This is a genomic window from Janthinobacterium sp. GW823-FHT03B06 (assembly GCF_058796955.1).
The window spans coordinates 1,173,673-1,198,493 of sequence record NZ_JBXAJE010000001.1; the positions used below are offsets into that span (position 1 = coordinate 1,173,673).

The 24,821-nt window shown below is 63.9% G+C and carries 16 protein-coding genes and 1 pseudogene; 5 read left to right on the forward strand and 12 right to left on the reverse strand.

Annotation, left to right across the window (positions count from 1 at the left end; genetic code table 11):
- Positions 1 to 7: 7 nt before the first annotated feature.
- Positions 8 to 1,558 carry a nitrate reductase subunit beta gene (gene narH / locus AC1RBA_RS05355; RefSeq protein WP_121669280.1) on the reverse strand — a complete coding sequence of 517 codons (1,551 nt, stop codon included), beginning with the start codon at positions 1,556 to 1,558 and terminating at the stop codon, positions 8 to 10.
- A gap of 1 nt (position 1,559) precedes the next feature.
- Positions 1,560 to 5,258 carry a nitrate reductase subunit alpha gene (locus AC1RBA_RS05360; protein WP_492417041.1) on the reverse strand — a complete coding sequence of 1,233 codons (3,699 nt, stop codon included), beginning with the start codon at positions 5,256 to 5,258 and terminating at the stop codon, positions 1,560 to 1,562.
- Between the two features lie 243 nt (positions 5,259 to 5,501).
- Between AC1RBA_RS05360 and AC1RBA_RS05365 the strand changes: the two genes are divergently transcribed.
- On the forward strand, positions 5,502 to 5,873 hold the full coding sequence (locus AC1RBA_RS05365; protein ID WP_070223625.1) for a ribonucleotide reductase subunit alpha: 372 nt from the start codon (positions 5,502 to 5,504) through the stop codon (positions 5,871 to 5,873).
- A gap of 115 nt (positions 5,874 to 5,988) precedes the next feature.
- On the opposite strand, the gene AC1RBA_RS05370 is transcribed toward AC1RBA_RS05365, so the two are convergent.
- The 3 genes from AC1RBA_RS05370 to AC1RBA_RS05380 are packed head-to-tail and all read right to left on the reverse strand — an operon-like array spanning position 5,989 to position 9,376.
- On the reverse strand, positions 5,989 to 6,681 hold the full coding sequence (locus AC1RBA_RS05370; protein ID WP_070223626.1) for a carbonic anhydrase: 693 nt from the start codon (positions 6,679 to 6,681) through the stop codon (positions 5,989 to 5,991).
- Between the two features lie 56 nt (positions 6,682 to 6,737).
- A complete protein-coding gene (locus tag AC1RBA_RS05375) occupies positions 6,738 to 8,135 on the reverse strand; it encodes a NarK family nitrate/nitrite MFS transporter (protein WP_070223628.1) in 1,398 nt (465 codons plus the stop codon).
- Complete coding sequence (locus AC1RBA_RS05380; protein ID WP_070223631.1) at positions 8,132 to 9,376, reverse strand: MFS transporter; 1,245 nt, start codon at positions 9,374 to 9,376, stop codon at positions 8,132 to 8,134. The genes AC1RBA_RS05375 and AC1RBA_RS05380 overlap by 4 nt, the downstream gene beginning before the upstream one ends.
- Positions 9,377 to 9,664: 288 nt before the next feature.
- Between AC1RBA_RS05380 and AC1RBA_RS05385 the strand changes: the two genes are divergently transcribed.
- Both AC1RBA_RS05385 and AC1RBA_RS05390 read left to right on the forward strand, forming a co-directional pair.
- Positions 9,665 to 10,111: a GNAT family N-acetyltransferase gene (locus AC1RBA_RS05385; RefSeq protein WP_492417043.1), complete on the forward strand. Its 447-nt coding sequence runs from the start codon at positions 9,665 to 9,667 to the stop codon at positions 10,109 to 10,111.
- A gap of 85 nt (positions 10,112 to 10,196) precedes the next feature.
- Positions 10,197 to 10,574, forward strand: a complete 378-nt coding sequence (locus AC1RBA_RS05390) for a SirB2 family protein (protein ID WP_492417045.1) — start codon at positions 10,197 to 10,199, stop codon at positions 10,572 to 10,574.
- Positions 10,575 to 10,589: 15 nt separating this feature from the next.
- Here AC1RBA_RS05390 and AC1RBA_RS05395 read toward each other — a convergent pair whose 3' ends face one another.
- The 3 genes from AC1RBA_RS05395 to AC1RBA_RS05405 all read right to left on the reverse strand — a co-directional run bounded on the left by AC1RBA_RS05395 (position 10,590) and on the right by AC1RBA_RS05405 (position 14,623).
- Positions 10,590 to 13,052: a TonB-dependent siderophore receptor gene (locus tag AC1RBA_RS05395; RefSeq protein ID WP_492417047.1), complete on the reverse strand. Its 2,463-nt coding sequence runs from the start codon at positions 13,050 to 13,052 to the stop codon at positions 10,590 to 10,592.
- A gap of 84 nt (positions 13,053 to 13,136) precedes the next feature.
- The gene (locus AC1RBA_RS05400; RefSeq protein WP_492417048.1) at positions 13,137 to 14,111 is read right to left on the reverse strand and encodes a FecR domain-containing protein; all 975 of its coding nucleotides are present in this window, start codon (positions 14,109 to 14,111) and stop codon (positions 13,137 to 13,139) included.
- Complete coding sequence (locus tag AC1RBA_RS05405; RefSeq protein WP_099410823.1) at positions 14,111 to 14,623, reverse strand: sigma-70 family RNA polymerase sigma factor; 513 nt, start codon at positions 14,621 to 14,623, stop codon at positions 14,111 to 14,113. Before AC1RBA_RS05405 ends, AC1RBA_RS05400 begins: the two co-directional genes overlap by 1 nt.
- A 29-nt stretch (positions 14,624 to 14,652) precedes the next feature.
- Here AC1RBA_RS05405 and AC1RBA_RS05410 point away from each other — a divergent pair, with 29 nt between their 5' ends.
- Positions 14,653 to 14,913: a hypothetical protein gene (locus AC1RBA_RS05410; RefSeq protein ID WP_143450013.1), complete on the forward strand. Its 261-nt coding sequence runs from the start codon at positions 14,653 to 14,655 to the stop codon at positions 14,911 to 14,913.
- Complete coding sequence (locus tag AC1RBA_RS05415; protein WP_099410824.1) at positions 14,873 to 15,385, forward strand: hypothetical protein; 513 nt, start codon at positions 14,873 to 14,875, stop codon at positions 15,383 to 15,385. The genes AC1RBA_RS05410 and AC1RBA_RS05415 overlap by 41 nt, the downstream gene beginning before the upstream one ends.
- A gap of 10 nt (positions 15,386 to 15,395) precedes the next feature.
- On the opposite strand, the pseudogene AC1RBA_RS05420 reads toward AC1RBA_RS05415, so the two are convergent.
- The 4 genes and pseudogenes from AC1RBA_RS05420 to AC1RBA_RS05435 form a co-directional block, all read right to left on the reverse strand.
- Positions 15,396 to 16,703: pseudogene (locus tag AC1RBA_RS05420) on the reverse strand (DUF3472 domain-containing protein).
- Between the two features lie 129 nt (positions 16,704 to 16,832).
- Positions 16,833 to 18,224 (reverse strand): Gfo/Idh/MocA family protein, encoded by a 1,392-nt coding sequence (locus AC1RBA_RS05425; protein ID WP_492417050.1) that lies wholly within the window; start codon positions 18,222 to 18,224, stop codon positions 16,833 to 16,835.
- Positions 18,225 to 18,290: 66 nt separating this feature from the next.
- Positions 18,291 to 21,332: a TonB-dependent receptor gene (locus tag AC1RBA_RS05430; protein ID WP_492417052.1), complete on the reverse strand. Its 3,042-nt coding sequence runs from the start codon at positions 21,330 to 21,332 to the stop codon at positions 18,291 to 18,293.
- Between the two features lie 491 nt (positions 21,333 to 21,823).
- The gene (locus AC1RBA_RS05435; RefSeq protein ID WP_409026470.1) at positions 21,824 to 24,784 is read right to left on the reverse strand and encodes a TonB-dependent receptor plug domain-containing protein; all 2,961 of its coding nucleotides are present in this window, start codon (positions 24,782 to 24,784) and stop codon (positions 21,824 to 21,826) included.
- Positions 24,785 to 24,821 lie beyond the last annotated feature (37 nt).

A 24,821-nucleotide genomic window follows, 5' to 3' on the forward strand; every position in this document is an offset into this window, starting at 1 on the left:
CGTCTCCTTAAGCGCCAGGCGCCGTTTTGCGCGACTTCGGCATCTGCATGAAGATGGCCGAACCGTGTTTTTTCTTGCCGAACAAGGTCGGTTCGCTGCTGCCGTCCGAGCAGCCGTTGCCGAAGCTGAAGCCGCACGAACCCTTCTCGTTGAAGCTGTCCTCGGCCATTTCCTTGTGGCTGCTGGGGATAACGAAGCGGTCTTCGTAATTGGCGATGGCCATGATGTGGTACATGTCCTCCACCTGCGCCTGGGTCAATCCCACTTGCTTGAGCACCGTGAGGTTCTCCACCTTCTCGACCGTCTTGCTGCGCATGTAGGCACGCATGGCCAGCATGCGGTCCAGCGCCGTGACGATGGGCGGCTGGTCGCCGGCCGTCAGCAAATTGGCCAGGTACTGCACGGGAATGCGCAGGCTTTGGGTGTCGGGCAGCATGCCGTTCACGCCCAGCTTGCCAGATTCGGCGGCTGCCTGGATCGGCGACAGCGGCGGCACGTACCACACCATCGGCAAGGTGCGGTATTCGGGATGCAGCGGGAACGCCACTTTCCACTCGACGGCCATCTTGTAGACGGGCGACTTGACGGCAGCATCGAGCCAAAGGTCCGGGATGCCCTGGCGGCGCGCCTCGGCGATGATGGCCGGGTCGTGCGGATCGAGGAACAGGCCCAATTGCGCCTGGTACAGGTCCTGCTCCTGCGGCACGGAGGCGGCAGCCTCGATCTTGTCGGCGTCGTACAGCAGCACGCCCAGGTAGCGGATGCGGCCCACGCACGTTTCCGAGCACACGGTAGGCTGGCCGGCCTCGATGCGGGGGAAGCAGAACGTGCACTTCTCCGCCTTGCCGGACGACCAATTGTAGTAAATCTTCTTGTACGGGCAACCGGAGATGCACATGCGCCAGCCGCGGCACTTGTCCTGGTCGATCAGCACGATGCCGTCGTCTTCGCGCTTGTACACGGAGCCGGACGGGCAGGACGCCACGCACGTCGGGTTGAGGCAATGCTCGCACAGACGCGGCAGATACATCATGAAGGTGTTTTCGAACGTGCCGTACATCTCCTTCTGCATGTTGTCGAACAGCTTGTCCTTGCTGCGCTGGGCAAACTCGCCGCCCAGGTCATCTTCCCAGTTCGGGCCCCACTCGATTTTTTCCATCTTTTTCCCCGTCAGCACGGAGATCGGACGGGCCGTCGGCGGCGTCTGCGACAGCGGCGCGCTTTGCAGGTGCTCGTAGTCGTAGGTGAACGGCTCGTAGTACTCGTCGATGGCGGGCAGGTTCGGATTGGCGAAGATATTGGCCAGGATCTTCAGACGGCTGCCCTGGCGCGGCTCGATCTTGCCAGAGTCCGTGCGGCGCCAGCCGCCATTCCACTTGTCCTGGTTTTCCCACTGCTTCGGATAGCCGATGCCGGGTTTGGTTTCCACGTTGTTGAACCATGCGTACTCGACGCCGTCGCGGCTGGTCCACACGTTCTTGCAGGTGACGGAACAGGTGTGGCAGCCGATGCACTTGTCCAGGTTCAGCACCATGCCGATTTGCGCTCTGATTTTCATACTATGCTCCTTCTTCCTGCAACGGGCCTTCGAGCCAGTCGACCTTGTTCATCTTGCGCACCAATACGAATTCATCGCGGTTGGAGCCCACCGTGCCGTAGTAATTGAAGCCGTACGCCAGCTGGGCGTAGCCGCCGATCATGTGCGTCGGCTTGGGCACGGCGCGCGTGACCGAGTTATGGATGCCGCCCCGCTTGCCCGTCATCTCCGCGCCGGGCACGTTGATGATCTTTTCCTGGGCGTGGTACATCATCGTCATGCCGGCCGGGATGCGCTGGCTGACGATGGCGCGCGCCGTCAGGCTGCCGTTCACGTTGAAGACCTCGATCCAGTCGTTGTCGACGATGCCGGCAGCTTGCGCGTCGGTCTCCGACAGCCACACGTGCGGTCCGCCGCGCGACAGGGTCAGCATGCGCAGGTTGTCCGAATACGTGGAGTGGATGCCCCACTTCTGGTGCGGCGTCAAAAAGTTCAGCGCCAGTTCCTTGTTGCCGTTCGGCTTGGTGCCCAGCAGCGCTTCCGTCGTCTTCGTGTTGATGGCCGGCTTGTACACGCACAGCCCCTCGCCGAAGTCGCGCATCCACAGGTGATCCTGGTAGAACTGCTGGCGGCCCGTCAGGGTGCGCCATGGGATCAGTTCATGCACGTTGGTATAGCCGGCCGTGTAGCTGACTTCCTCGCTTTCCAGGCCCGACCAGGTGGGCGAGGAAATGATCTTGCGCGGCTGCGCCTGCACGTCGCGGAAGCGGATGCTGTCATGCTCGCGCGGCAGCGCCAGATGCGTGTGCTCGCGTCCCGTGATGGCGGACAGCGCAGCCCAGGCCTTGACGGCCACGTGGCCATTCGTTTCCGGCGCCAGCGACAGAATCATTTCGGCCGCATCGATGGCCGTATCGAGGCGCGGCTGGCCCTTCGACACGCCTTCATCGAGCACCGTGCGGTTGATGCCGCGCAGGACCTCGACTTCATGGCCCGTCTTCCAGGAAATGCCCTTGCCGCCATTGCCGATGGTTTCCAGCAGCGGTCCGATCGAGGTGAACTTCTTGTAGACGTCGCGGTAATTGCGCTCGACCACCGTCATGTTCGGCATGGTCTTGCCGGGAATCGCATCGCATTCGCCGGCGCGCCAGTCCTTGGGATCGAAAGGCTGGCCCAGTTCGCCCGGAGTATCGTGCATCAGCGGGGTGAGGATGATGTCTTGCTGGGTGCCCAGCAGTTCGCCGCCGATTTCCGAGAACTTCTCGGCGATGCCCTTGTAGATTTCCCAGTCCGACTTCGATTGCCACAGCGGCTGCACGGCTTCGGACAGCGGATGGATGAACGGATGCATGTCCGACGTATTCAGATCGTCTTTTTCATACCAGGTGGCCGTCGGCAGCACCACATCGCCATACAAACACGTGGTCGACATGCGGAAATCGAGCACCACCAGCAGATCGAGCTTGCCTTCGGCGGCCGGGCGCACCTTCACCTGTTTCGGCGTGATGCAGTCGTCTTCGTCGCTGAGCAAGCCGTTCTGCGTGCCCAGCAGGTATTTCAGGAAGTACTCGTGGCCCTTGCCCGAGCTGCCGAGGATGTTCGAGCGCCAGACAAACATATTGCGCGGGAAGTTGGCCGGATTGTCCGGATCGTCGCACGAGAACTGCAGCTGGCCCGCCTTGATCTGGTCGAGCGCATACGCGGCCGGCGCCTGCCCTGCCGCCTTGGCGGCCTTGGCCACCTCCAGCGGATTGGTCTGCAGCTGCGGCGCCGATGGCAGCCAGCCCATGCGCTCGGCCTTGGCGTTGTAATCGAGCAGGGTCAGGTCGCCCGTGCCGCCGGCCGCCGATGGCGAGGCGATGTCGCCCGTTTCCAGCTTTTCATGGCGCCACTGGCTCGTGTGGGCATAGAAGAACGAGGTGCCGTTCATCTGGCGCATCGGGCGCACCCAGTCCTGGGCGAAGGCCAAAGGCGTCCAGCCCGTTTGCGGACGCAGTTTTTCCTGGCCCACGTAATGGGCCCAGCCGCCGCCCGACTGGCCGATACAGCCGCACATCATCAGCATATTGATGATGCCGCGGTAGGTCATGTCCATGTGGTACCAGTGATTCAGGCCAGCGCCCACGATGACCATGCTCTTGCCGCGCGTCTGGTCCGCGTTTTCCGCGAACTGGCGCGCCACGGTGATGACGTCGGCGCGTTTCACGCCCGTGTGCTTCTCTTGCCACGCGGGGGTGTACGGCACGTCGTCGTCATAGCTCTCGGCCACGTTCTCGCCGCCCAAGCCACGGTCGATGCCGTAGTTGGCCAGGGTCAGGTCGAATACGGTGGTGACGAGGCCCGTCGTGCCGTCGGCCAGGCGGATGGTTTTCACCGGCACCTTGCGCAGCAGCATGTCGGACGCGTCCTTGCCGCCGAAGTAGGCAAAACCCACTTCCGTGACGGCGTCGCTGTCGTTGATCATGGAGAGCATCGGCACGATGGGCGCGCCGCTGCCGCCGGCCTTCTGTTCCAGGTTCCACTTGCCCGACTCGCCCCAGCGGAAGCCGATGGAGCCGGCCGGCGCGGTGATGGCGCCCGTGGTTTCGTCGATGACCAGGGTTTTCCATTCCGGGTTGTTGGTTTCGTCGAGATTGTTGTCCAGGTGCGAAGCGCGCAGGAAGTAATCGGGCACCAGGGTGCCGTTATGCTCCTTGAGCAGCACCAGCATGGGGAAGTCCGTGTACTGGCGCGCATAGTCGCGGAAGTAGGCGCTCTGGCCTTCCGAGTGGAACTCCTTGAGGATGACGTGGCCCATGGCCAGCGCCAGCGCGGCATCGGTACCCTGCTTCGGCGCCAGCCAGATGTCGCCGAACTTCACCATTTCGCCGTAGTCGGGCGAGATGGCCACGGTTTTCGTGCCCTTGTAGCGCACTTCCGTGTAGAAGTGGGCGTCCGGCGTGCGCGTCATCGGCACGTTCGAGCCCCACACCATCAGATAGGTCGAGTTGTACCAGTCGGCCGATTCCGGCACGTCCGTCTGCTCGCCCCACACTTGCGGGCTGGCCGGCGGCAAGTCGCAGTACCAATCGTAAAAGCTCAGGGCCACGCCGCCGATCAGCGACAGGTAGCGCGTGCCGGAAGCGTAGCTGACCATGGACATGGCGGGAATCGGCGAGAAGCCGACGATGCGGTCCGGGCCGTATTTCTTGATCGTCAGCGCGTTCGCGGCGGCGATGATTTCATTCGATTCTTCCCACGTGGCGCGCACGAAGCCGCCCAGGCCGCGGATGGATTTGTACTGCTGCGAGCGCACGGGGTCCTGGCTGATCCAGTCCCAGGCCGTGACGGGGTCCATGGTCTTGCGCGCTTCGCGCCACATTTCCATCAGGCGGCCGCGCACCATCGGGTATTTCACGCGCTGGGCCGAATACACGTACCAGGAATAGCTGGCGCCGCGCGGGCAGCCGCGCGGTTCGTGGTTGGGCAGGTCGGGCCGCGTGCGCGGGTAGTCGGTTTGCTGGGTTTCCCAGGTGATCAGGCCATTCTTGACGTACACCTTCCAGCTGCACGAGCCGGTACAGTTCACGCCATGCGTGGAGCGCACGATCTTGTCGTGCTGCCAGCGCTGGCGGTAGGCGTTTTCCCAGGTGCGGTCTTCATCGACCACGGTGCCATGGCCGTTGGAGAACGGCTCGGCGGGCTTGCTAAAAAATTTAAGACGGTCCAGAAAGTGACTCATGCTACCTCCACATTGCGCCGCAGGAGCGGCGCCAGGTCATAAAAACGCTGCAAGCCGAATGGCCCACGCGTCGATACAAACAGTCTATCGACGCGCCCTGCGCGGCGGTATTGGCAAGAAGTCGGTTTCCGGCACCAGGAATGCATAGGCACGTAGTCACCCGGATAGTCACTATTGCCTATGGGCGCCGCGACCGTGCTGCGGTATACCTGTCGTCATCGTTCAACACAGAGAAAGAGCACCATGTCGATTACCGATTACGCCAGCCTGCTGCACAGCGCCCGCAACCAGGAGCAGCCGCAACGCCTGCTGTTCACCTTTACCCAGGCGCAGGCCCAGCCTGGCGGCCAGGGCAAGTCCCTCACGCCCGTGATGTGCGCCGACAAGCTGCCCGATGAACTGGGCAGCTTCGAGACATTGAAGGAGGAGTCGAAACAGATGCAGACGCACTGGGACGTGGTCTTCGTGGCGGGACTGGCGGGTCGCGAGGGCCAGCCGCCCGCCGCGCAGGAATGCGAAGCGCCCCTGCGCGCCATGGTGACGGCCATCGAGCAAGGCCGCATCGACAGCCTGCTGGCGTTTGACCGCAGCGGGGATTTATTGCGTTTTAGCTGAGGGAAGTTGTCGGATTGCGGCCTGCGGCCTCGGCGGCCCCGCCTAATCCGACCTACCAGATGCAGGCCGGATTAGCGTAGCGTAATCCGACACATTCTTGACGGCACGTTTCGGATTACCTGGCCGCATCCGGCCAAGGGCGCTCATGCAGATGGCGCGCCCGCTCTATCGGACAGACGAGCGGCAAAAACTGCTGCTGGCGCGCCGAATAGGCCATCAGCGCCCCGCTGTCGATGTCAAAATACCAGCCATGCAGTTTCAATACGCCCTGCTCCACCCGGCGCTTGAGCCACGGGTAGGTGAGCAGGTTGTCCAGCGACTGCAGGATGCTGGCCAGTTCGCACGCATGGTGCTGTTCCTCCGACGAGCGGTGCGCCAGGTCACGCCGCACGCGCTGCGCCACCGGTTCGGCGATGCGCATCCACTGTCCCACGAAGTCCGTTTCCTGCCCTTCCGCGCGCGGCTGCGGTTCCAGCAGCGCGCGGATGCCGCCGCAGCGCGCATGGCCCAGCACGATGACCCTGGCCACTTCCAGCTTGCAGACGGCGAACTCGATGGCCGAACTGACGCCGGGCGGCGCGTCAGGCGTGCACGGCGGCACCAGGTTGGCGATATTGCGCACGACGAACATGTCGCCCGGGTCGCTGCCCGTCAGCAGCATGGGATCGACGCGCGAATCGCAGCAGCCGATCAGCAGGGTCGTGGGCCGCTGCCCGTCGCGCAGGCTGTCGTACAAGGTTTGCGGCTCGCTGAAATACTGCTGCTGAAACAGGCTGAAGCCGTTGACGAATTTTTCCAGTTCTTCCATGACATACTCTCATTTCCTCAACGTCTGGCAAGAACGACTTGCCAGACATTCCAACTTTAGCAAGGCATCGGCGCATTCTTGCGCGCATAGCACCACCAGGTGATGGCGATGCAGCTGACATAAAAGCCGATGAAGCACCACAGGGCCGCGTCGGGGCTGCCCGTCAGCGCAATTGACGTGCCATAGCTTTTCGGGATGAAGAAGGCGCCGTAGGCCGCCACGGCCGACGTGAAGCCCAGCACGGCCGCGCCTTCCTTGTTGGCGTCGACGATCGCTTGTTCCTGCGCCGCCTTGCCCTTGCCGGCGGCCGCGCGCTGGTGCTCCGTCAGGAAGATCACGGGGATCATGCGGAAGGTCGAGGCATTGCCGATACCCGTGCCGGCGAACAGCAGCATGAACATCCAGAAGAAGCCGTTGAAACTGCCCGCAGTGTGCACACTTCCGCCGGCTTGCGGCATGAAGTACAGCACGCCCAGCACGGCGCCTATCATCAGGAGGAACGACCACAGGGTGACGCGTGCGCCGCCCAGTTTGTCGGAAATCACGCCGCCGGCCACGCGCGCCAGGGCGCCGACCAACGGTCCCAGGAAGGCGTAATCGAGCGGGTTGACGTCGGGGAACTGGATCTTGATCAGCAGCGGGAACGCGGCCGAGTAACCGATGAAGGAGCCGAAGGTGCCCGTGTACAGCCAGCACATGAGCCAGTTGTGCTTGCGCTTGAAGATCACGGCCTGTTCGGAAAACGACGCCTTGGCCGACGCCAGGTCATTCATGCCGAACCAGGCCAGTAAAGTCGACAGCGCGATGAACGGCACCCAGATGAAGCCCGCGTTTTGCAGCCACATCTCCTTGCTCACGCCATTCTTGACCCAGGTGAGCGAATCGCCGCCCCAGGCGCCGAAGACGGCGAACGTGATCACCAGCGGCACGACGAACTGCACCACCGACACGCCCAGGTTGCCCAGGCCCGCATTCATGCCCAGCGCGAAGCCCTTGCTCGCCTTTGGATAGAAAAAGCTGATGTTGGCCATCGACGAGGCGAAATTGCCGCCGCCGAAACCGCACAGCAGCGCCAGGATCAGCATGGTCGGATAACCGGTGTTCACGTCCTGCACGGCCAGGCCGATGCCGATGGCGGGAATCAGCAGCGAACCCGTGGAAATGGCCGTCCAGCGGCGGCCGCCGAAGATCGGCACCATGAACGAGTAAAAGATGCGCAAGGTGGCGCCGGACAGGCCCGGCAAGGCCGTCAGCCAGAACAGCTGGTTGTTACTGTAGGTAAAACCGATGTTGGGCAGGTTGACCACCACCACGCTCCACACCATCCACACGGCGAACGCCAGCAGCAGCGCGGGAATCGAAATCCACAGATTGCGCGCGGCCGTGGCCTTGCCCGTGCTTTGCCAGAAACTGGGAGTCTCAGGCTCCCAGGTATTGATCATATAGCGGCTCATGCTTTAACTCCTGCAGGTTGAGTAGTTGGTGCCGCACGCAGCGGCTTGAACGAGAAATGCATCCAGACGAGGGAAACGCAGACGGTGCCGTACAGGAGCATGAAGGAGCTCGAACGCACGCCCGTGAAGTCCACCAGGGCGCCGAACATCACGGGCAGGATGAAGCCGCCCAGGCCGCCGGCCAGACCCACCACGCCCGAGACGGCACCGATGTTGTCGGAAAAATCATCGCCGATGAACTTGAAGACGGACGCCTTGCCGACAGCCATGGCGATGCCGACGATGAACAGCAGCACGGTGAACCACAGCGGCGACAGGCCGATATGGAAGGCCAGCGGCCCCGTGACGGTCTCGATCACCATCTGCGTTTGCGGATACGACAGCAGGAAGAAGCACACCCAGCACACCCACATCACGGCCCAGGTGACTTTCGCCGCACCGTATTTGTCGGAGATCCAGCCGCCCAGCGCGCGCAACACGCCGCCCGGCAGCGAGAAGCAGGCGGCCAGCAGCGCCGCGTGCTTCAGATCAAAACCGTATTCGGCCACGTAATACTTCGTCATCCACAGGGCCAGCGCCACATAGCCGCCGAACACCACCGAGTAGTACTGGCAGTAGCGCCACACGCGCGGATCCTTCAGCACCTTCATCTGGGCCGAAAAACTTTCGCCCGATGGCGCCAGGTGCGATTTGTCCGTGTACGAAAACAGCCAGAAGATGATGGCCGTGGCCAGCATGGCCACCGCATACACCTTGGGCAGCATCTGCCAGCCGAAGGCGGCGACGATGCCCGGCGCGACGAACTTGGTCAGCGCGGAACCGGAGTTGCCGGCGCCGAAAATGCCCATCGCCAGGCCGCGGCGCTCCTTTTCGTACCAGCGCGCCACGTACGGCGTGCCGACGGAAAACGAACCGCCCGCCAGGCCCACGAACATGCCCAGCACAAGGAAATGCCAGTAGGCGGTGGCGTAGGAAATCAGGTAGATCGGCACCACGCTGGCCAGCATCAGCAGGAAGAAGACGCGGCGTCCGCCGTATTTGTCTGTCCAGATGCCCAGCGGCACGCGCACGAGGGAGCCCGTCAGCACGGGCATGGCGGCCAGCAGGCCGAATTGCGTTTCAGTCAAGCCCAGGCTGGTCTTGATGGGGATGCCCAGTACGGCAAACATCATCCAGACTGCAAAGCAGATGGTAAATGCGAAGGTACTGCTGATTAATACGGACGCCTGCTTGCGCCGCATGCCCGGTTCGACTGCCTTGTTACTGCTGTTACTGTTCTTGTTAGTGCCATCTAGGGTAGCCACGATGTTTCTCCATGAATGCACTGGCCGTCTGGCCAGCCGTCCCGACCAGCTTACGTGGCAGCGGCGAAAGGCACTATCGGCCACAGGGTGATTCTGGGAAGGCAATCTGGATAGCCGCATCGGCAAAAGTGACTAGATGACGGGGTGCGCGCCTAGCCTGGATGGCGGGTGTTTTACAAACCGGCGCATTTTTGGCACACTCGGCACCGGCACAATAGGAGCGGCATGGAAAACAGAACGGAAGCAGATGAAATCGTCACGCGCGTGGCCGGGCACGGCGATGTGAAAGCCATGCTGGCTTGCGATGCCTATGCCCAGACGCACCCGGAGCGCGGCGAGGCCGTGCGCGCCGCCGTCGGCAAGGGCCACTGCCAGGTGGCCCTCCGGGCCGGCCAGGTGGCCGGCTATATCCTCACGCACGGCGACTTCTTCGGCCACGATTTTGTCTCGCTGGTGGTGGTCTCGCCCGTGCACCAGCGCTGCGGCGTGGGATTGCGCCTGCTGGCGGCCGCCGCGGACGCGTGCCAGACAGGGAAGCTATTCACCTCGACGAACCGGTCGAACGGCGCCGCGCAACGGCTATTCGCCGGCGCGGGCTTCGTGCGCAGCGGCCGGATCGACCATCTCGATGAGGGCGATCCGGAGTTCGTGTACGTGAAATTCCTGCCTTAGGCTCGTCTCATCCCGACGGCGTATGGTGCGGAAGGCCAAAGGCGGCTATGCTGGCGCCACCATCAATCACCGCACAACATCACGCATGGATTATCTGAGCCTCAAACATTTCCACATGGGCTGCGCCGCCGCCAGCGGCTGTCTTTTCCTGTTGCGCGGCGCCTGGATGCTGCGCGCCTCGCCCGCCTTGCAGCAGCGCTGGGTGAAAATCCTGCCGCACCTGGTCGACACGGCCCTGCTGGCCAGCGCCATCGCCCTGGCCGTGTGGAGCGGCCAGTCGCCGGGCAGCCAGCCCTGGCTGGCCGCCAAACTGTGCGCGCTGGTGGCCTACATCGCGCTGGGCACCATTGCGCTGAAACGGGGCAAGACGCCGGCCGTGCGCGGCGCCGCCTTCGCCCTCGCCGTGCTGGTATTTGCCTACATCATCGCCGTGGCCGTCACCAAACAGGCCTGGCCGCTGTAGCACCAGGCAAGCGCATCAGAAGATGTAGCGCAGGGTAACGCTGGCGTTGCGCGGCGCCCCCCAGTACCCCTGGTTGTACATGCCGAGCTGGCTGTAGTAATGCTTGTCGAACACGTTGTTGATGTTCGCCTGCAGGGACAGCTGGCGCGACAGCGCGTATTTCGCCATCAGGCTGGCCACGGCATAGCCGCCCTGCTCCACGCGCTCCGTGCCATCCGGCCCCGTGGCATCGCGGTAGGCGCCGCTCTGCCAGTTCACGCCGCCGCCCACGGACAAGGCGCGCCAGCCGCCAGGAAGCTGGTACGTGGAAAACACGCGCGCCAAGGTCTGCGGCACATAGCTGTTCAGGCGCGCGCCCGTGTTGTCCTCGGCTGCGGCATGCGACACGCTGGCCGAGACGTTCCAGCCCTTGGCCAGCTCGCCCGACACGTCCAGTTCCACACCCTTGCTGGTGGTGCCCGAGGCCGCGTAGTACGCCTGCGTCAGCGAATTGCCGACAAAATGGCCCGTGTCTTCCTGCGCCAGGCCATCCTGCGCGATGCGGAACACGGCCAGCGCCGCATTGAGTTTACCGCCGAAATACTCGCCCTTCACGCCCGCTTCCACATTCTTGCCTTGCACGGGGTCGAGATAGCGGCCAAACCGGTCCTGGTAGCCCTGCGGCTTGAAGATCTTGCTGTAGCTGGTGTACAGCGCATGCTGCGCATCGATATCCCATACCAGGCCAGCATATGGCGTGACGGCGTGCTTGGCATACGCATAGCCGCCGCCCCAGTCGTCGACGTGGTCCGCCTTGTAGCGGCTGTAGCGCGCGCCGACGATCAGCTTCAGGGGATCGGCCAGCGAAAAACGCGCCGTGCCATAGATGCCGCGCTGCTGCACCGTGTCGAGCAGCTTCCAGCGCGAGAAATTCGGGTCGTTCCAGTCCGGCTCCGGCGTCACGCCCTGCCACTGATGAAAATTGCCGTAGTCGACGCTGCCGCCGGCAATGCCGGGGTTGCTGGCGAACTGGTTGCTGCCCGAGACGCCGAACGCCAGGTCGTGCGTGCGGCCCAGCAGCTGCAGCGGCCCCTGCACATAGGCGTCGACGCTGTCCTGGCGCCGCGTGCCGGAGTAAAAGCCGGCGTAGCCCGTCACGCCCTGGCCCGTGGCCTTGTCCGGCCAGGTATTGGCGAAAAGTTCGGCCGCCGAGTAATTGCCCCAGCCGTGATTCAGCATGGCCGTCAGGTTCCAGCCCTTGCCCAGTTGCTGCTCCAGGCGCAGGAAGGCCGTCTGGCTGGTGCTGAACCAGCGGCTCCAGGTGGTGGCCGTGGTGGTGGAGCGGGAAAACGTGGCCCGTTCGCCATCCGCGTACCACAGCGGCAGGCCGCCGTACATGCCGCCGCGCGGGCGGTTGTCCTGGTATTCATAGCCGGCGATCAGCACGCTGCCGGGCGCCAGATCCGCCTCCACGGTGGCGTAAGCCATGGCCTTCTTGCCATGATACAGATTCACATACGATTCGCTGTCCTGGTAGCTGGCCACGACTCTTCCGCGCACCTTGCCATCAGCACTCAGGGGTGTGGACAGGTCCGCGCTGGCGCGCGCATTCTGCCAGGAACCCAGGCTCAGGGCCGCATTCCCGGCCAGCTGCGCCGACAATGCGCGCTTGCGTACCAGGTTGATGGTGGCCGACGGTTCGCCCGCGCCCGTCAACAGGCCCGTGGCGCCGCGCACGATCTCGACCCGGTCGTAGGCCGTCATGTCCAGCGTGCTGTCGCCCACATTGAACGCATTGTCGACCGTGGTGGGAATGCCGTCGTACTGGTAGCTGGCGATGGAAAAGCCGCGCGCGAAGAACGAGGTGCGGTCGCTGTCGTAGCGGTTGATGGCGATGCCGGCTGCGTTTTGCAGCACCTCTTCCACCGTTTGCAGGTTCTGGTCATCCATCTGCTGGCGCGTGACCACGCTGACGGCTTGCGGCGTCTCGCGCACGGACAGGCCCAGGCGCGTGGCCGAGCGCATGGTCTGCGTCGTATAGGCGCCGCTGCCTTCCGTCGCGCCGTTCGCATCAAAGCTGGCGCTGACCTTCATCTCGGGCATGGTCTGACCGCCATCGGCCGCTGCCGCGTCGAGCACATAACCGCCATTGGCCTGCGGCACGGCGCGCAAGCCCGAGCCGGCGACGATGGCGCCCAGCGCTTCAGGCACGCTGTAGCTACCGGTCAGGCCGGCGCTGCGCTTGCCCGCCAAGGCGGCGGCCTGGTAGGAAATCATGGTGCCCGTCTCCTGGCCGAAACGCACCAGCACCTGTTCCAGGGAGCCGGCCGGTATCGCCAGCGCGATGCGCACCGCATTCGCGGCCTGGGCCGCAGGAGCGAAGATGGTGGCGCCGCCAGCGGCGAGCAGCCACAGGGCCTGACTGACGGCCAGCGCCGCCACGCTGCGGCGGCAGGTACGGGAGGCGGAAGAAACGTGAATAAGTGGTGTGCTGGGCATGCGGACTGTTTTCCTGAAAGTGAATGAAGGGTTCACTTGCTATGTCACGCGAAAATCGCAAACCCCTCACTTTTCAAAAAATATTCATGCATGCTGCCGATGCGGCACCACGCTCACCCAGAAGCGCGTGGTCTGGCGCACGTCGACGGGCAAGGTGCGCGTCAGCATGTCGAGCACTTGCGTCGTGTCGGCCAGCGGATAGATGCCCGACACGCGCAAGTGGGCAATGGCCGGATCGCAGGCCAGACGCCCATGGCGGTAACGGGCCAGCTCGCCGATAAACTCCGCCAGCGGCATGTCGTGCGCCACCAGCATGCCGGCCGTCCAGGCATCCGCGCCGGCAGCCAAGGTCCGAACGGCGCCGATCTGCGCCGCCGTAAAGCTGGTTTGCTGGCCCGCCTGCAGCCTGCGCGCAGCATCGGGCGCCTGTTCCAGTTGAATATCGACGGCACCGGCGAACACGCCCAGCTGCGTGCGCTCTCCGTCCACGCGCACGGCAAAGCGCGTGCCCACCGGTTGCAAGCGGCCTTGCGCCGTTTGCACGACAAATGGCCGGCCGGCCTGATCGCGCGCCGTGCTGACCATGATCTCGCCTTTGACTACCGTCACCAGGCGCTGGCCCGCGTCATAGCGCACGTCGATGCTGGATGCCGTATTGAGCGCGATGCGCGTGCCGTCGTCCAGCACGACGTGGCGTAATTCTCCCGTGCCCGTGCGGTAGTCGGCAAGCCAGAAGCGCGCCTGCTCATCGCCGCCCGCCAGCCAGGCGCCGCCGCCCACGGCCAGCAACGCCAGCAGCTTGAGCGACTGCCGGCGCGCCGCATTCGCCTGCGCATGGACCGGCTTGCGCGCCAGCGTGCCGTGCGCCAGCGGCGCTGGCAAGGCACGCATGCGCGCCATGCAGCCCTCCACATGCTGCCAGGCTTGCTCATGTTCGGGGTCGCTGTCGCGCCAGGCGCGCCAGGCCTGCTCCACTTCCGACGTGGCGTCTCCGGCCTGCAGGCGCACCAGCCATTCCACCGCTTGCAGGCTGGCCGCTTCCGGCGTGAAGGCGCCCATCACGATGCCGGATGGGCAAAGAAACACTGATGCATGGCTTTGACCAGGTAGCGCTGCACGGTCGCCAGCGAGACATTCAATTCCAGCGCGATGGCCGCCTGCGGCATGCCATCGAGCTGCGACAGCAGGAACGCGCGGCGCACAGCAGGCGCCAGGCCATCGAGGCGGCGGTCGATGTCGAACAGGGCTTCGAGCAGGATCGCCTGCGCCTCGGGATCGGGCGCGTGCTGCGCCGGCAGGCTCGCCAGCGTTTCCAGGTAAGCCGCCTCCAGGTCGCGCCGGCGGTACAGATTGCCCAGCACGCCCTTGGCCACCGTCGTCAAAAAGGCGCGAGGCTCGCGCGCGGCGATGGCTTCGTCGCGATTGAGCAGGCGTATGAAGGTGTCGTGCGCCACGTCGGCCGCGTCAAAGGCGTTGCCCAGCTTGTGCCGCAGCCAGCCTTGCAGCCACCGGTGGTGTTCGTGATACAGGCTGCCCACCTCCTGGTGAGCGCCGGGTTGGGCAGCCGACACGTCGCATACTCCCTGATTCGCAAATAATAATGATTCGCATTCTATATCCATGCGCTGCTGCGGCGCAAGCGCCCTGCCAGCGCTTGTTTGACGCGCTTCTTTCCAAAATTTCCTTGCTGATCGTATCCGGTGGCGTAGCCTGCATTGCAAATTCAGCAGAACGCGCCCGGCTACGCGGCAATGATAGTATCGGCAACATCATCGACAAGCCGGCCACCCTGGCCATGCATCCCCCATTGAAAGGCGAACATGCTGCTATCCGAATTGCTGACCAAACTGACCTGCGGTGACCTGGAAGGCGAGGAGCTCGACGAGGCCGTCGCCGCCATCACCGCCGCGCCTTCCGCGCCACGCGACGAGTGGATCGACAGCGATGCCCAGGCCTATGCGCTGGAGATCCTCTCGCAACTGGGCGGCTATATGGCGTCGAGCGACAAGCTCGATGAGCTGCACGAACAGATACAGGACATGTTCGACGACTTCCCCGACTTCCCGTACGAACTGCTCAAGGCAGGCCGCGGCAGCGCGCTGCCCTATTTCGAGTGGCTCGATACGGAACTGGTGCAGCGCGCCGTGGACGAAGGCGGCTATGAGCTGATCCAGATCGACGGCAACGGCTCCGACGAAATGGATGCGCTGCTCGTGTACCGGCGCGATACAAACGACATCATCCAGGCCGCGGCCTTGATGGGCGTGACGATAGGCCGGCCGCTCACCTACTATCGCGGCATCGAAGCGATGGCGGGCAAGCGGCCGGGCTAAGCACCCACGCCTATTGCATCGGCAAGGCGCTCACATCGACGGCGGGCGCCTGGCCTGTCGCGGGCCGCGTGAAGTTCTGGCTGGTCTTCACGTAGTCGGCAAAGAAGCCGCCGTTATGCAGGTAGAACCTGCCGTTTTCCACGCCGCCCGCGTAATCCATGCGCTGCGCATTGGTGGCCGTGGCGTCGCCCGTGAAGCGCCCCGCCGTCACTTCCGACCAGGTGCCGGCAACGTTCCTCGCCCACTGGTTGCCGAACTGGACGCGGCGCTCCGTGTAGCCCAGGGTATCGATGAAATTCTCGAGGAAGGAATGCACGCCCGTCAAATACGTGGAAATCGCCGGCCGCTTCCAGGTGGCGATGTAGCGCCACTTGCCCGTCTCGGGCGCGAAGAACCAGGCCGAGTAATCGCTGCCGCCATTGCCGTCGGGCCGCGCGCGCGTGATGAAACGGTACGTCGTGCCGGCCGCCCAGTTATACGACAGATAAGTCTGGCCGCCCGTGCCCTCGCCGCCGAACGCATTGTCGACCACGCCGGCGCCCTTGCTGACCAGGGTGGTTTTCGCGCCATTGTCGGCATCCCACACGGAGAACAAGATCCAGCGCTCGCTCGGCGATTTCACCTAGATGCCCATGTAGCCCTGACTGAAGCCGTTGGCCATGAAGTAGGAGCCGATCGCGTCCTGGCCCTGGGGAATCGTCATCTCGTTATAGAAATACTCGGTATTGGCGGGCACCGTGTAGCCCATGTGCACGGACGGGCCGCGCCGCGACCAGTAGTAATTGGCGGGGTCGTTGGCGTAGGTCAGCGCGGCGTTCGACGTCACCTTCAACGCCGCAACGTCGCCGAACGTTTCCTTGACCCGGGACAGTCCCTGCAAGTCGACCTTTACATAGCCGGCCTCCGCCACGTTCACCGTGCCCACGGCATAGGTCTTGCGTTCCTTGCCGGCCAGCTTGACGTCGAACGGCGTGCCGTTGACCTTCACGCGGATGGTGCTGTTGCCGCCATCGGCCAGGCTGGCGTCGAGCGCCACCTGCACGGGTCCCGCCCCGCCCACGCGGAAGTAGGTGCTGGCGACGGCAGCGGGATTGCTCCAGCCGGACAGGCCGCGCTCGCTGATGACGGCGCCCTCATTCCCGCTGGTGATGAAGGCGTTGCCGGCCAGTTCCACGGTGGCGGACGTGGCGGGCGCGGCCACGGTGGCGGCCAGCAAGGCCGTATTGCCGTTGCCCGTGGCGGTGGCGCCGCCGCAGGCCGCCAGCAGCAAGGGCATGACGGGAAGGATGGCATGGAATAATGCACTTCTGTGTTTCATCGACGTCTCCTGGTGGTGAAGCTTTGCGACGGGCGAACACGGGCCTGCGCACCTGCGCCGCGGTTGAAAAACGCATGGGGATAGAAAAAACCCGCTACGGCAACTGGTGCGGTAGCGGGTCGTTAAGGCTTAGTACTTGCCGTCGAGGGCGAAGATCGGTTTGCGCGATTTCCACTGCCCGCCCGTGAAGTCCGGGAAGTCCAGGGTCTGGAAGTTGGCGGCGATCGATTGCTCGGACAGCGGCGTGATGGCGCTCCACGTCACGGCATCGTAGATATCGATCGGCATCGGCGCGTTGGCCTTCAATGCTTCGACAAAGGCGTGGATGACGAAGAAGTCCATGCCGCCGTGGCCCGCGCCCTCGGCTTGCGCCGCGTACTTGCGCCAGACGGGGTGTTCATACTTGTCCTGGTAAGCCTTGAAGTCGTCCCACTGGTGCGGCTTGCTGACGCCCTCGATATGGATGGAATTGTTCAAGTCCATCCACAGGCCGTCCGTGCCTTGCACGCGGAAGCCCAGCGAATACGGGCGCGGCAGACTCGTATCGTGCTGCAGGATGATGGTTTCGCCGTTTTCGCACGCCAGGGTCGTGGTGACCACGTCGCCCAGCTTGAACTTCACCTTGGCGTTCGCATGCTGCGCGCCGCCCGGCTGCTTGACGATGTAGTCGTGCAAGCCGCGCGCCTTGGTGGCGAAGGCGTTGATGCGCGTAAAACGGTTGCCGCGGTTGATGTTGGTGTACATGGCGCAGGGGCCGATGCCGTGGCTCGGATACAGTTCGCCGTTGCGCTCGACCGAGTGCTGCGTGCGCCAATGGGCTTCCGACCAGCCCTTCTCTCCGAATTCGACGCCGCCGCCGTACGGCTTGGCCGGATTGCCGCTGTTGAATTTGACGGAGCGCAGATCGTGCTGGTAGCCGCCCTGCAGGTGCAGCAGTTCGCCGAACAGGCCGGCGCGCACCATCTGCAGCGCCGCCATCACGTCGCGGCGGTAGCACACGTTTTCCAGCAACATGTAGGGCGTGCCCGTCTTCAGCTGGGTGTTCAGGACATCCCAGTGGTCTTGCAGGGTGATGCCGGCCACCACTTCACAGCCGACGGCGATTTTCGCCTGCATGGCGGCGATGGCCATCGGCGCATGGAATTCCCACGGCGTGGCGATGATCACGCCATCGAGGCCGCCCGCGTCCAGCATGCGCTTGTAGGCTTTCTGGTCGCGGTCTTCGCCATATGTGCGCGGACGCGGCTTGCCGGCTTTTTCCACCTGGCCCAGCGCATGTTTCAGCATGATCGGTTCGATATCGCACAGGGCAACGACTTCCACGTCGTCGCGGCGCACCAGTTCGGCCAGCAGCACCTGGCCGCGCATGCCCGTGCCGATCAGGCCCAGGCGGACCTTGTCGCGGCCGGCGGCGGGTGCGGCGTTGGCCTCGCCAGGCAGCAAGGCGCTGCCTGCCATGGCGCCACCGGCCAGCGCGGCGCTGACGGAAAGGAAATTGCGTCGATTGAATTGTGTCGTCATTGGTCTCTTCTCGCTTCCATTGGTAATGATCGTCGCCGGTCCGCCGCGCGGCGGGCCGGTTGCAGTTTAATAAGTGTATTCCGCCGTGAAGCGCACGGAACGCGGCGCCGTGCGGCCGGCCACCTGCAGATAGCTGCGGGCGATGGCGCCATGGTCTTCGCGCGTTTCGTTGTAGCGGGTCACGGTCTGGCTGTTGAACACATTGAACACGTCCACTTTCAGGCTCAGGCCCTTGACGGCGCTGGGAGTATAGGCCAGATTCATGTCCAGCTGGGCTTGCCATGGCAGGCGGCCCTGGCTGCCGCGCGGCGCCGGCTTGCCATTGCAATAGAAGTAGGAATCGCCGTAGTCGTTCTCGAACTTCAGGTTATCGGGCAGCGCGCCGATGCAGTTGCGCGGCGCCCCCGAAGTCAGCGACAGGTTGGCGCCGACCGTCACGTCCGGGATCACCTGCATGAAGCCGTAGGCCTTGAACGCATGGCGGTGGTCGCCCGGCAGGTAGCCGTAGGCGTTGTACATCAGTTCCTTGTGGTCGTCGCTGACCGTCAGGCCCACGTCGCCGCCGCCGATGCTGTCCGTCTGGCCTTCCATATTGCCCTTCAGCGCAGACAGGGTGTAGGTCAGCTTGCCGTACCAGCCGTTCGTGTACGGGTGCTCGACGAACAAGTTCAGGGCGCGGTAGGTGCGCGATGGCAGCGGGTTGCCCCACTCGGCCGCCGAGATGTCCACGCGGCGCAAGCCCTTGCCGTCGTCGAAGTCCACCATCAGGCTGTTGTCGCGGCCCGGGTTGATGATGGCGCACTGGAAGCCGCCCCAGTTGCTCGTGTCGACGCTGTTGCGCGTGGCCCAGGCTTGCAGCGGACGCGCGTCGCAGGTGTCGTCGTTGGTGTCGTTCAGCTTGCGGTACAGGACGCTGGCGCCCACCACCAGCTTCTTGCTCAGGGCGCGTTCGAAACCGAGCGAGAATTCATCCTGCGACAGCGGCTTCAAGCCGATGGCCGTCACTTCGCGCGCATCGCGGCTCTGGCCATACGCGTTGTTGGCCGAATACGGCTTGCTGATCGCGTGCAGGCCCGTCGGCGCGCCCGTGACGGGATCGACACCCGTGTAGGTGTACATCTCGCTGGTGGCCAGGAAGGGGCTGGCCATGTTGCTCGACAAATTCGATGGCACCGGCAGGTGGTAGCGGCCGCCGTTGGCGAAGAATTTCAGGGTGCCGTCGCCCAGGTAATCCCAGGTGGCGCCCACGCGCGGAGCGATCATGTTGCGCTGCGAAATGAAGGCCACGCCATCGGTGCTGTAGTTGGTGAACTGTTCGCGGCGCAGGCCCAGGTCCAGCAGCACCCGTTCCGTGACCTGGTAGTGATCCTGGATGTATTGCGCCGATTGCACGCTGGTCGGACGCGCCAGGTTGGCGTTCAAGTCCTTGCTGACGTAGTAGCCTTGCGCGCCGTAGCCGCCGCCCTGAGCCGGCGTTTCAAACGCGCCGTTGATCGGGCGGTTCGGATCGGTCGCGCGCTGGTAGCTCCAGCGGTAGCCGCCGGCCAGGCTCAGGCCCACCTTCGACTCCACGTCGATGCGGTCGATGCCGCCGCGCAGCGAATGCTTGCCCAGCTTGTATTCGAGATCGAGTCGCTTGGCTTTCTGGCGGTCTTCCGACGACGGGTCGACCAGGGTGCCGGTCACCGTCTGCGGATTGGCGTACGTCAGGCCCGGCACCTGGGTCGATGCATTCGACGACGTTTGCGCCAGCAGCGGATTGTAGCCATTTGGCGTGCGCGTGTGCGAGGTGCGCGATTCGCCCATCATGGCCGTCACGGTCAGGTTGTCCGTCAGGTAGCCCGTATATTTGAAAATGTCGATGTTGGCGCCCGGCGCGGCCGACGAGCCGCAGCAGTTGACCGTCGTCTCGCCCTTGCCTGCCTGTACGCCGTTGCTCGCATGCGTGGCGTAGCTGTAGCCATACGCCTGGCTGTCCGTCTTCGTGCGGTCATACAGCTTGGTATATTCGAAGTGATGGTCGTCCGTCAGGTTGAAATCGAGCTTGGCCGTCATGCGGTCCACCTTGCTCTGGCTCGTGCTCCAGCCGCGCGCCAGGGCCGTGCCCGAGTCGGCGGTGGCGGCGACGGCCTGGCTGTCGGTGCGCGTCTGTTCCAGCGCCACGAAGGCGAACAGCTTGTTCTTGATCAGGGGACCGCTGCCGTACAGGCCCACCACCTTGCTGGTGCTGCCGTTGTCGCGGTTCCAGTACAGCAGGTTGCCGTCCGTCTTGGAATTGGCGCCCGTGTTCGGGTAATACGTGTTTTCCGGCTCGCCTTTCAGCGAACGGGGAATGATGGAGACCTTGCCGCCGAATTCGACCTTGTTGCCGCCGCTCTTGGTGGTGATATTGATCACGCCGCCCGTGGAGCGGCCGAATTCCGAACCATAGCCGCCCGACAGCACCTGCAGGTTGGAGATCGCGCCAAACGGCAGTTCCGACGCGCCCACCTGGGTCAGGATGTTGGTGATGGGGAAGCCGTTGACGTAGAACGCGTTTTCCGACTGGCCCGAGCCGCCGATCGATGGCGCATTGCCGTACACGCTATTGGTGCCGCGCGACACGCCCGGCGTCAGCTGCACGATGGAGGCCACGTCATTGCCGACCGGCAGCGCTTTCAATTCCTTGGCCGTGAAGATCACGCCATTGTTCGTGTTCGACACGTCGATCGGATTGCGCGACGCCTTCACGACGACGGTCTGTTCCTGGCCCACGGGGCCGGCCGCGCTGGCCGGGCCGAAGTTCGCTTCGGCGCCCGCGCCGATCAGGGCTTCGACTTCCTGCGACGCTTCGACCGACCCGGCGCGCAGCACGCGCACCGCGTAACGGCCCGGCGGCATGGAGTTGGCCACATAGCGGCCCGACGTATCCGGCGTCAGGGTGCGCTGCACGCCCGTCGCCAGGTTTTCCAGCACCACGGTGGCGCCGGCGGGCGCGCTCACTTCGCCGAAGATGGTGCTGGTGGCGTTCGACTGTGCCCAGGCCTGGCCTGGCACGCCGGCCGCCAGGGCGATCACGATCGCGGCGGCGCGGCTGATGTCGCGCAATTTGAGTCGGGTGGTATGCATGTGTCTCTCCGTCTATATCGAGGGTTATACGCGCCCTCCCCGCTCCAGGGCGAAGTCGGGGGGATGCAATTTTTATGGTGAGCGTCGGAAGGGAGAGCCAGGCAGCCGTTCCTTCCGGGAAATCAGTCCGTCTTGGCTGATTTTCGTTTTCTTGGGATTACTTTAAAAAGAAAAATAAGTATCGTCAACAAAAAGAAAGTTACAGCGCAAATTTATCGCTAAATTCAGTAAATAAAGACGTTTTATCTTTCGATTCAATCCGTCATGCGGCAAATAACTTTCGTTATCGTGGCGTGGCGGATACACGCGCCGGCAAGAAGGCGGCCCGCAGGAGACATTCCACACGGCAATCCCGATGGAAAAACGCGAAAGTAGCCATGGCAATCCCCTTTCACTTACGTTTATCTTTCGTATTGCGCATTTCGGAATATTGTCTTTTTCTTTTCATGACGATACCCCGGCCCGCTGGCAGGCCGGGGCGGCGTCACGTCTTAAAAGAACTTGTAGCTGGCCGACAGGGCAAACTGGCGGCCGAACAGGTCCTGGCTATGGTTGTAGCCTTCCCAGCCGTTCGGGTCGTAGTACGGCTGCTTGTTGAACGCGTTCTTCACGTTCAGGCCCACGTCCAGGTTCTTGAGCGGCTTCCAGCTGAAGGCCAGGTTCACCGTGGTGTACGACGGCGCGCCCTTGCACTGGCCGGCCGGCAGCGATACCGAGGCGGCGGTGCAGTTTTCCGGCGTGTTGTCCTTGTCCCACGGACCGTAGGCCCAGCGCGTCTTGCCAGAATAGTTGATGAAGACGCTGCTGACGAAATTGCGGTAGCTCCAGTCGGCGTTGACGGTGGCGCGGTAGCGCGGCGAATCGTAGTAGCCGACGGTATTGCCCTTGATATCGCTGCCGTCTTCGCTGTCGTGGGTGTCGCGCTTGCGGATGGTGGCGGCGATGCCGGTACTCAGCTTGCCCCAGTCGCCGAGCGCAAAGCGCGTGCGCGCGTCGATGTCCACGCCGTCCATCAGGGTGCGGCCGCGGTTCGAATACGAGTTGATCAAGCCGCCCAGGTTGCCCACCGAGTAGCCCGGCACGCCGCCCGCGCACACGCCCGCGTTGGCGGGATTGGCGCACATGGCCGCCACCGCCGCCATATTGCCCCGGTCCGTGTCCGTCAGGTCGTTGCGGATGGCGCTCGATGTACCTGCCAGGGTCGGGCCGTACTTGTCCACCAGTTCCGTAAACAGTTCGTTGAAGTCCTGGCGCACGATTTCGTCGCGGCGGTTGATGAACCAGTAATCGATGGAGATGCTCACGTCCTTGGCCGGCTGCAGGACCAGGCCCACGGTGGAAATCTTGGCCTTTTCCGGACGCAGGTTCTGGTTCGGCGGCGTCAGGCCGCCCACCGTCGTCGAGCAGTTCGAATTGAGCAGGCTCTTGCCCAGGTCCGCATCCGTCGCCACCCTGGACTTCATCAGGGCGCGCGCCATGGCATTCGTCTCATCGCAGCGCACCGTGTCGCGGATGCCGCCCACCTGGGCAAAGACGCCGCCCGAGCCCGATTCAGCCAGGTTGGGTGCGCGGAAGCCTTCCGAATACGTCCCGCGCAGCATCAGGTCGGGACGCGCGCGCCAGATCACGCCCAGCTTGGGCGCCAGGTTGGCCGAGAAATGCGGGTATTTGTCCAGGCGCGCGGCCGCATTGACTTCCAGGGTGTCGGAAAGCGGCACCACCACTTCGCCAAACACGGCGGCGATGGTGCGCTTGCCATCGAACCAGGAACCGCCCTGCTGCGTGATCAGGCCATTGGCCGCATCCGCGTTGCCGGGCGTGAGGAAGCTCTCGCGCATCACGTTGGTGCCCACGGCGGCGCGCACTTCGCGCTCGCCCAGCTTGAACAGCGTGCCTTCCAGCTTGGCGTCCCACGTCATCAGCTTGGTCCACGATTCGATGGCGAAGGTCGGATAGGCGGCACGCAGCAGCGCCGCATTGGCTTCGCTGATTTCGCCGAACTTGTAGGCGGGATTGTCGGAGATATACGTGCGGCCGCTGACGGGATCTTTCGTGAACGGGCCAAACGCCTGCTTGAAGCCATTGATGTTCACGTTCGCCGTCTGGAACAGCGTGGAATGGCTGCCCGCCACGCTGAGCGCCGTTTCAAAATCCCAGCCGCCGCCGATGCTGCCGCGCAGGCCGACGAGCGCGCGGTAGTTTTCATCGACATTCTTCTGGCCGAAGTGGCCCGTGGCATCCTGCAACAGATAGTTCAGGCCCGCCGCGCCGCCCATCTTGGCCACCATGTCGGCATCGAGCTTGCCCTTCAGGTAGACGTTGTTGGGACTCAGGAAAGGCGTGGCGAAGGTGTTCAGGGTAGTGCCCGTATTGCGCGCGAACCAGTTGTTCGTGCTGCCGCTGTTGAAGCTGGAGGGACCATTCTCGCCGCGCATCTTGATGTGGGTGAACGCACCTTCCGCGAACGCTTCCATGTCGCCGCCCAGCTTCAGCCGGCCGCTCAGGTAGGCCGTGGCGCGTTCCGAGGTGGGGCCCGTATCGAGCTGGTTGGGCAGCGCATTCCACACGCAGCGCGTGCCCGACGCCTCGGTGATGCTGTTGTTGCAGCCGGGCGCGGCGCGCTGCGTGCGCGCATTGTTGTTGGCCTTGTCGAAGACAAAGAAGGTCCCCGGATTCATCACGCCCGGTTCGCTGCCCACGCCCACGCGCATGTTCGGGATGAAATTGGGATTGTTCACATAAAAATACGAGGGACGCTTCTGCCAGGTGTCGGCCAGCGCGATGCGGTCACGCTGGTAGACGTTGACGGAACCGTAGATGTTGTAGCCGTCGCTGGCCAGGTCGCCCACGCCATACAGCACGCTGGCCTGGCGTTCGCCGTACGCTTTCACGCTGGGCGAAAACTCGCCGTTGGCGCGCGCCTCCAGGCCTTGATACGACTTCTTGGTGATCACGTTGATGACGCCGGCGACGGCATCGGAGCCATACACGGCCGACGCGCCGTCCGTCAAAATCTCCATGCGCTCGATGGCGGCGGCGGGAATGGCGTCGATATTGACGAACATGGTCTGGAAGCCGGCCGGCGCGCCGTAGAACGACAGGCGGCGGCCATTGAGCAGCACCAGCGTGCCCTGCGCACCGAGGCCGCGCAAGTTCGCCTGCGAGCCGCCATCGGAACCCGTGAACATCGAGCGGAAGTCCTGCTGCGCCGGACGGGCCGCGGGCAGGTTGTCGAGCACCTGCAGCAAGGTGAGCGCGCCCATGTTTTCGATCTGCTTGGCGTTGATCACCTGCACGGGCGACGCCGTTTCCGCATTGATGCGCTTCAGGCTGGAACCCGTCACTTCGACGCGCGCCAGTTTTTCCTCCTCCGCCGCCAGCGCCGTCGACGCCAACGCGGTTGAGCCAAGTCCGACCGCCACCATGGCGGACATCAGTTTTTTCAAGTGCATTCCCATCTCCCTTTTATAAGTGATTTGTTTTCGTCAG

Coding starts and splice junctions, on each gene's coding strand:
- AC1RBA_RS05375 (WP_070223628.1), bottom strand. CDS start 8,135: ATGAGCCGCTATATGATCAATACCTGGGAGCCTGAGACTCCCAGTTTC.
- narH (WP_121669280.1), bottom strand. CDS start 1,558: ATGAAAATCAGAGCGCAAATCGGCATGGTGCTGAACCTGGACAAGTGC.
- AC1RBA_RS05435 (WP_409026470.1), bottom strand. CDS start 24,784: ATGCACTTGAAAAAACTGATGTCCGCCATGGTGGCGGTCGGACTTGGC.
- AC1RBA_RS05395 (WP_492417047.1), bottom strand. CDS start 13,052: ATGCCCAGCACACCACTTATTCACGTTTCTTCCGCCTCCCGTACCTGC.
- AC1RBA_RS05360 (WP_492417041.1), bottom strand. CDS start 5,258: ATGAGTCACTTTCTGGACCGTCTTAAATTTTTTAGCAAGCCCGCCGAG.
- AC1RBA_RS05380 (WP_070223631.1), bottom strand. CDS start 9,376: ATGCGGCGCAAGCAGGCGTCCGTATTAATCAGCAGTACCTTCGCATTT.
- AC1RBA_RS05415 (WP_099410824.1), top strand. CDS start 14,873: ATGCTGCTATCCGAATTGCTGACCAAACTGACCTGCGGTGACCTGGAA.
- AC1RBA_RS05385 (WP_492417043.1), top strand. CDS start 9,665: ATGGAAAACAGAACGGAAGCAGATGAAATCGTCACGCGCGTGGCCGGG.
- AC1RBA_RS05370 (WP_070223626.1), bottom strand. CDS start 6,681: ATGGAAGAACTGGAAAAATTCGTCAACGGCTTCAGCCTGTTTCAGCAG.
- AC1RBA_RS05410 (WP_143450013.1), top strand. CDS start 14,653: ATGATTCGCATTCTATATCCATGCGCTGCTGCGGCGCAAGCGCCCTGC.
- AC1RBA_RS05390 (WP_492417045.1), top strand. CDS start 10,197: ATGGATTATCTGAGCCTCAAACATTTCCACATGGGCTGCGCCGCCGCC.
- AC1RBA_RS05425 (WP_492417050.1), bottom strand. CDS start 18,224: ATGACGACACAATTCAATCGACGCAATTTCCTTTCCGTCAGCGCCGCG.
- AC1RBA_RS05430 (WP_492417052.1), bottom strand. CDS start 21,332: ATGCATACCACCCGACTCAAATTGCGCGACATCAGCCGCGCCGCCGCG.
- AC1RBA_RS05365 (WP_070223625.1), top strand. CDS start 5,502: ATGTCGATTACCGATTACGCCAGCCTGCTGCACAGCGCCCGCAACCAG.
- AC1RBA_RS05400 (WP_492417048.1), bottom strand. CDS start 14,111: ATGGGCGCCTTCACGCCGGAAGCGGCCAGCCTGCAAGCGGTGGAATGG.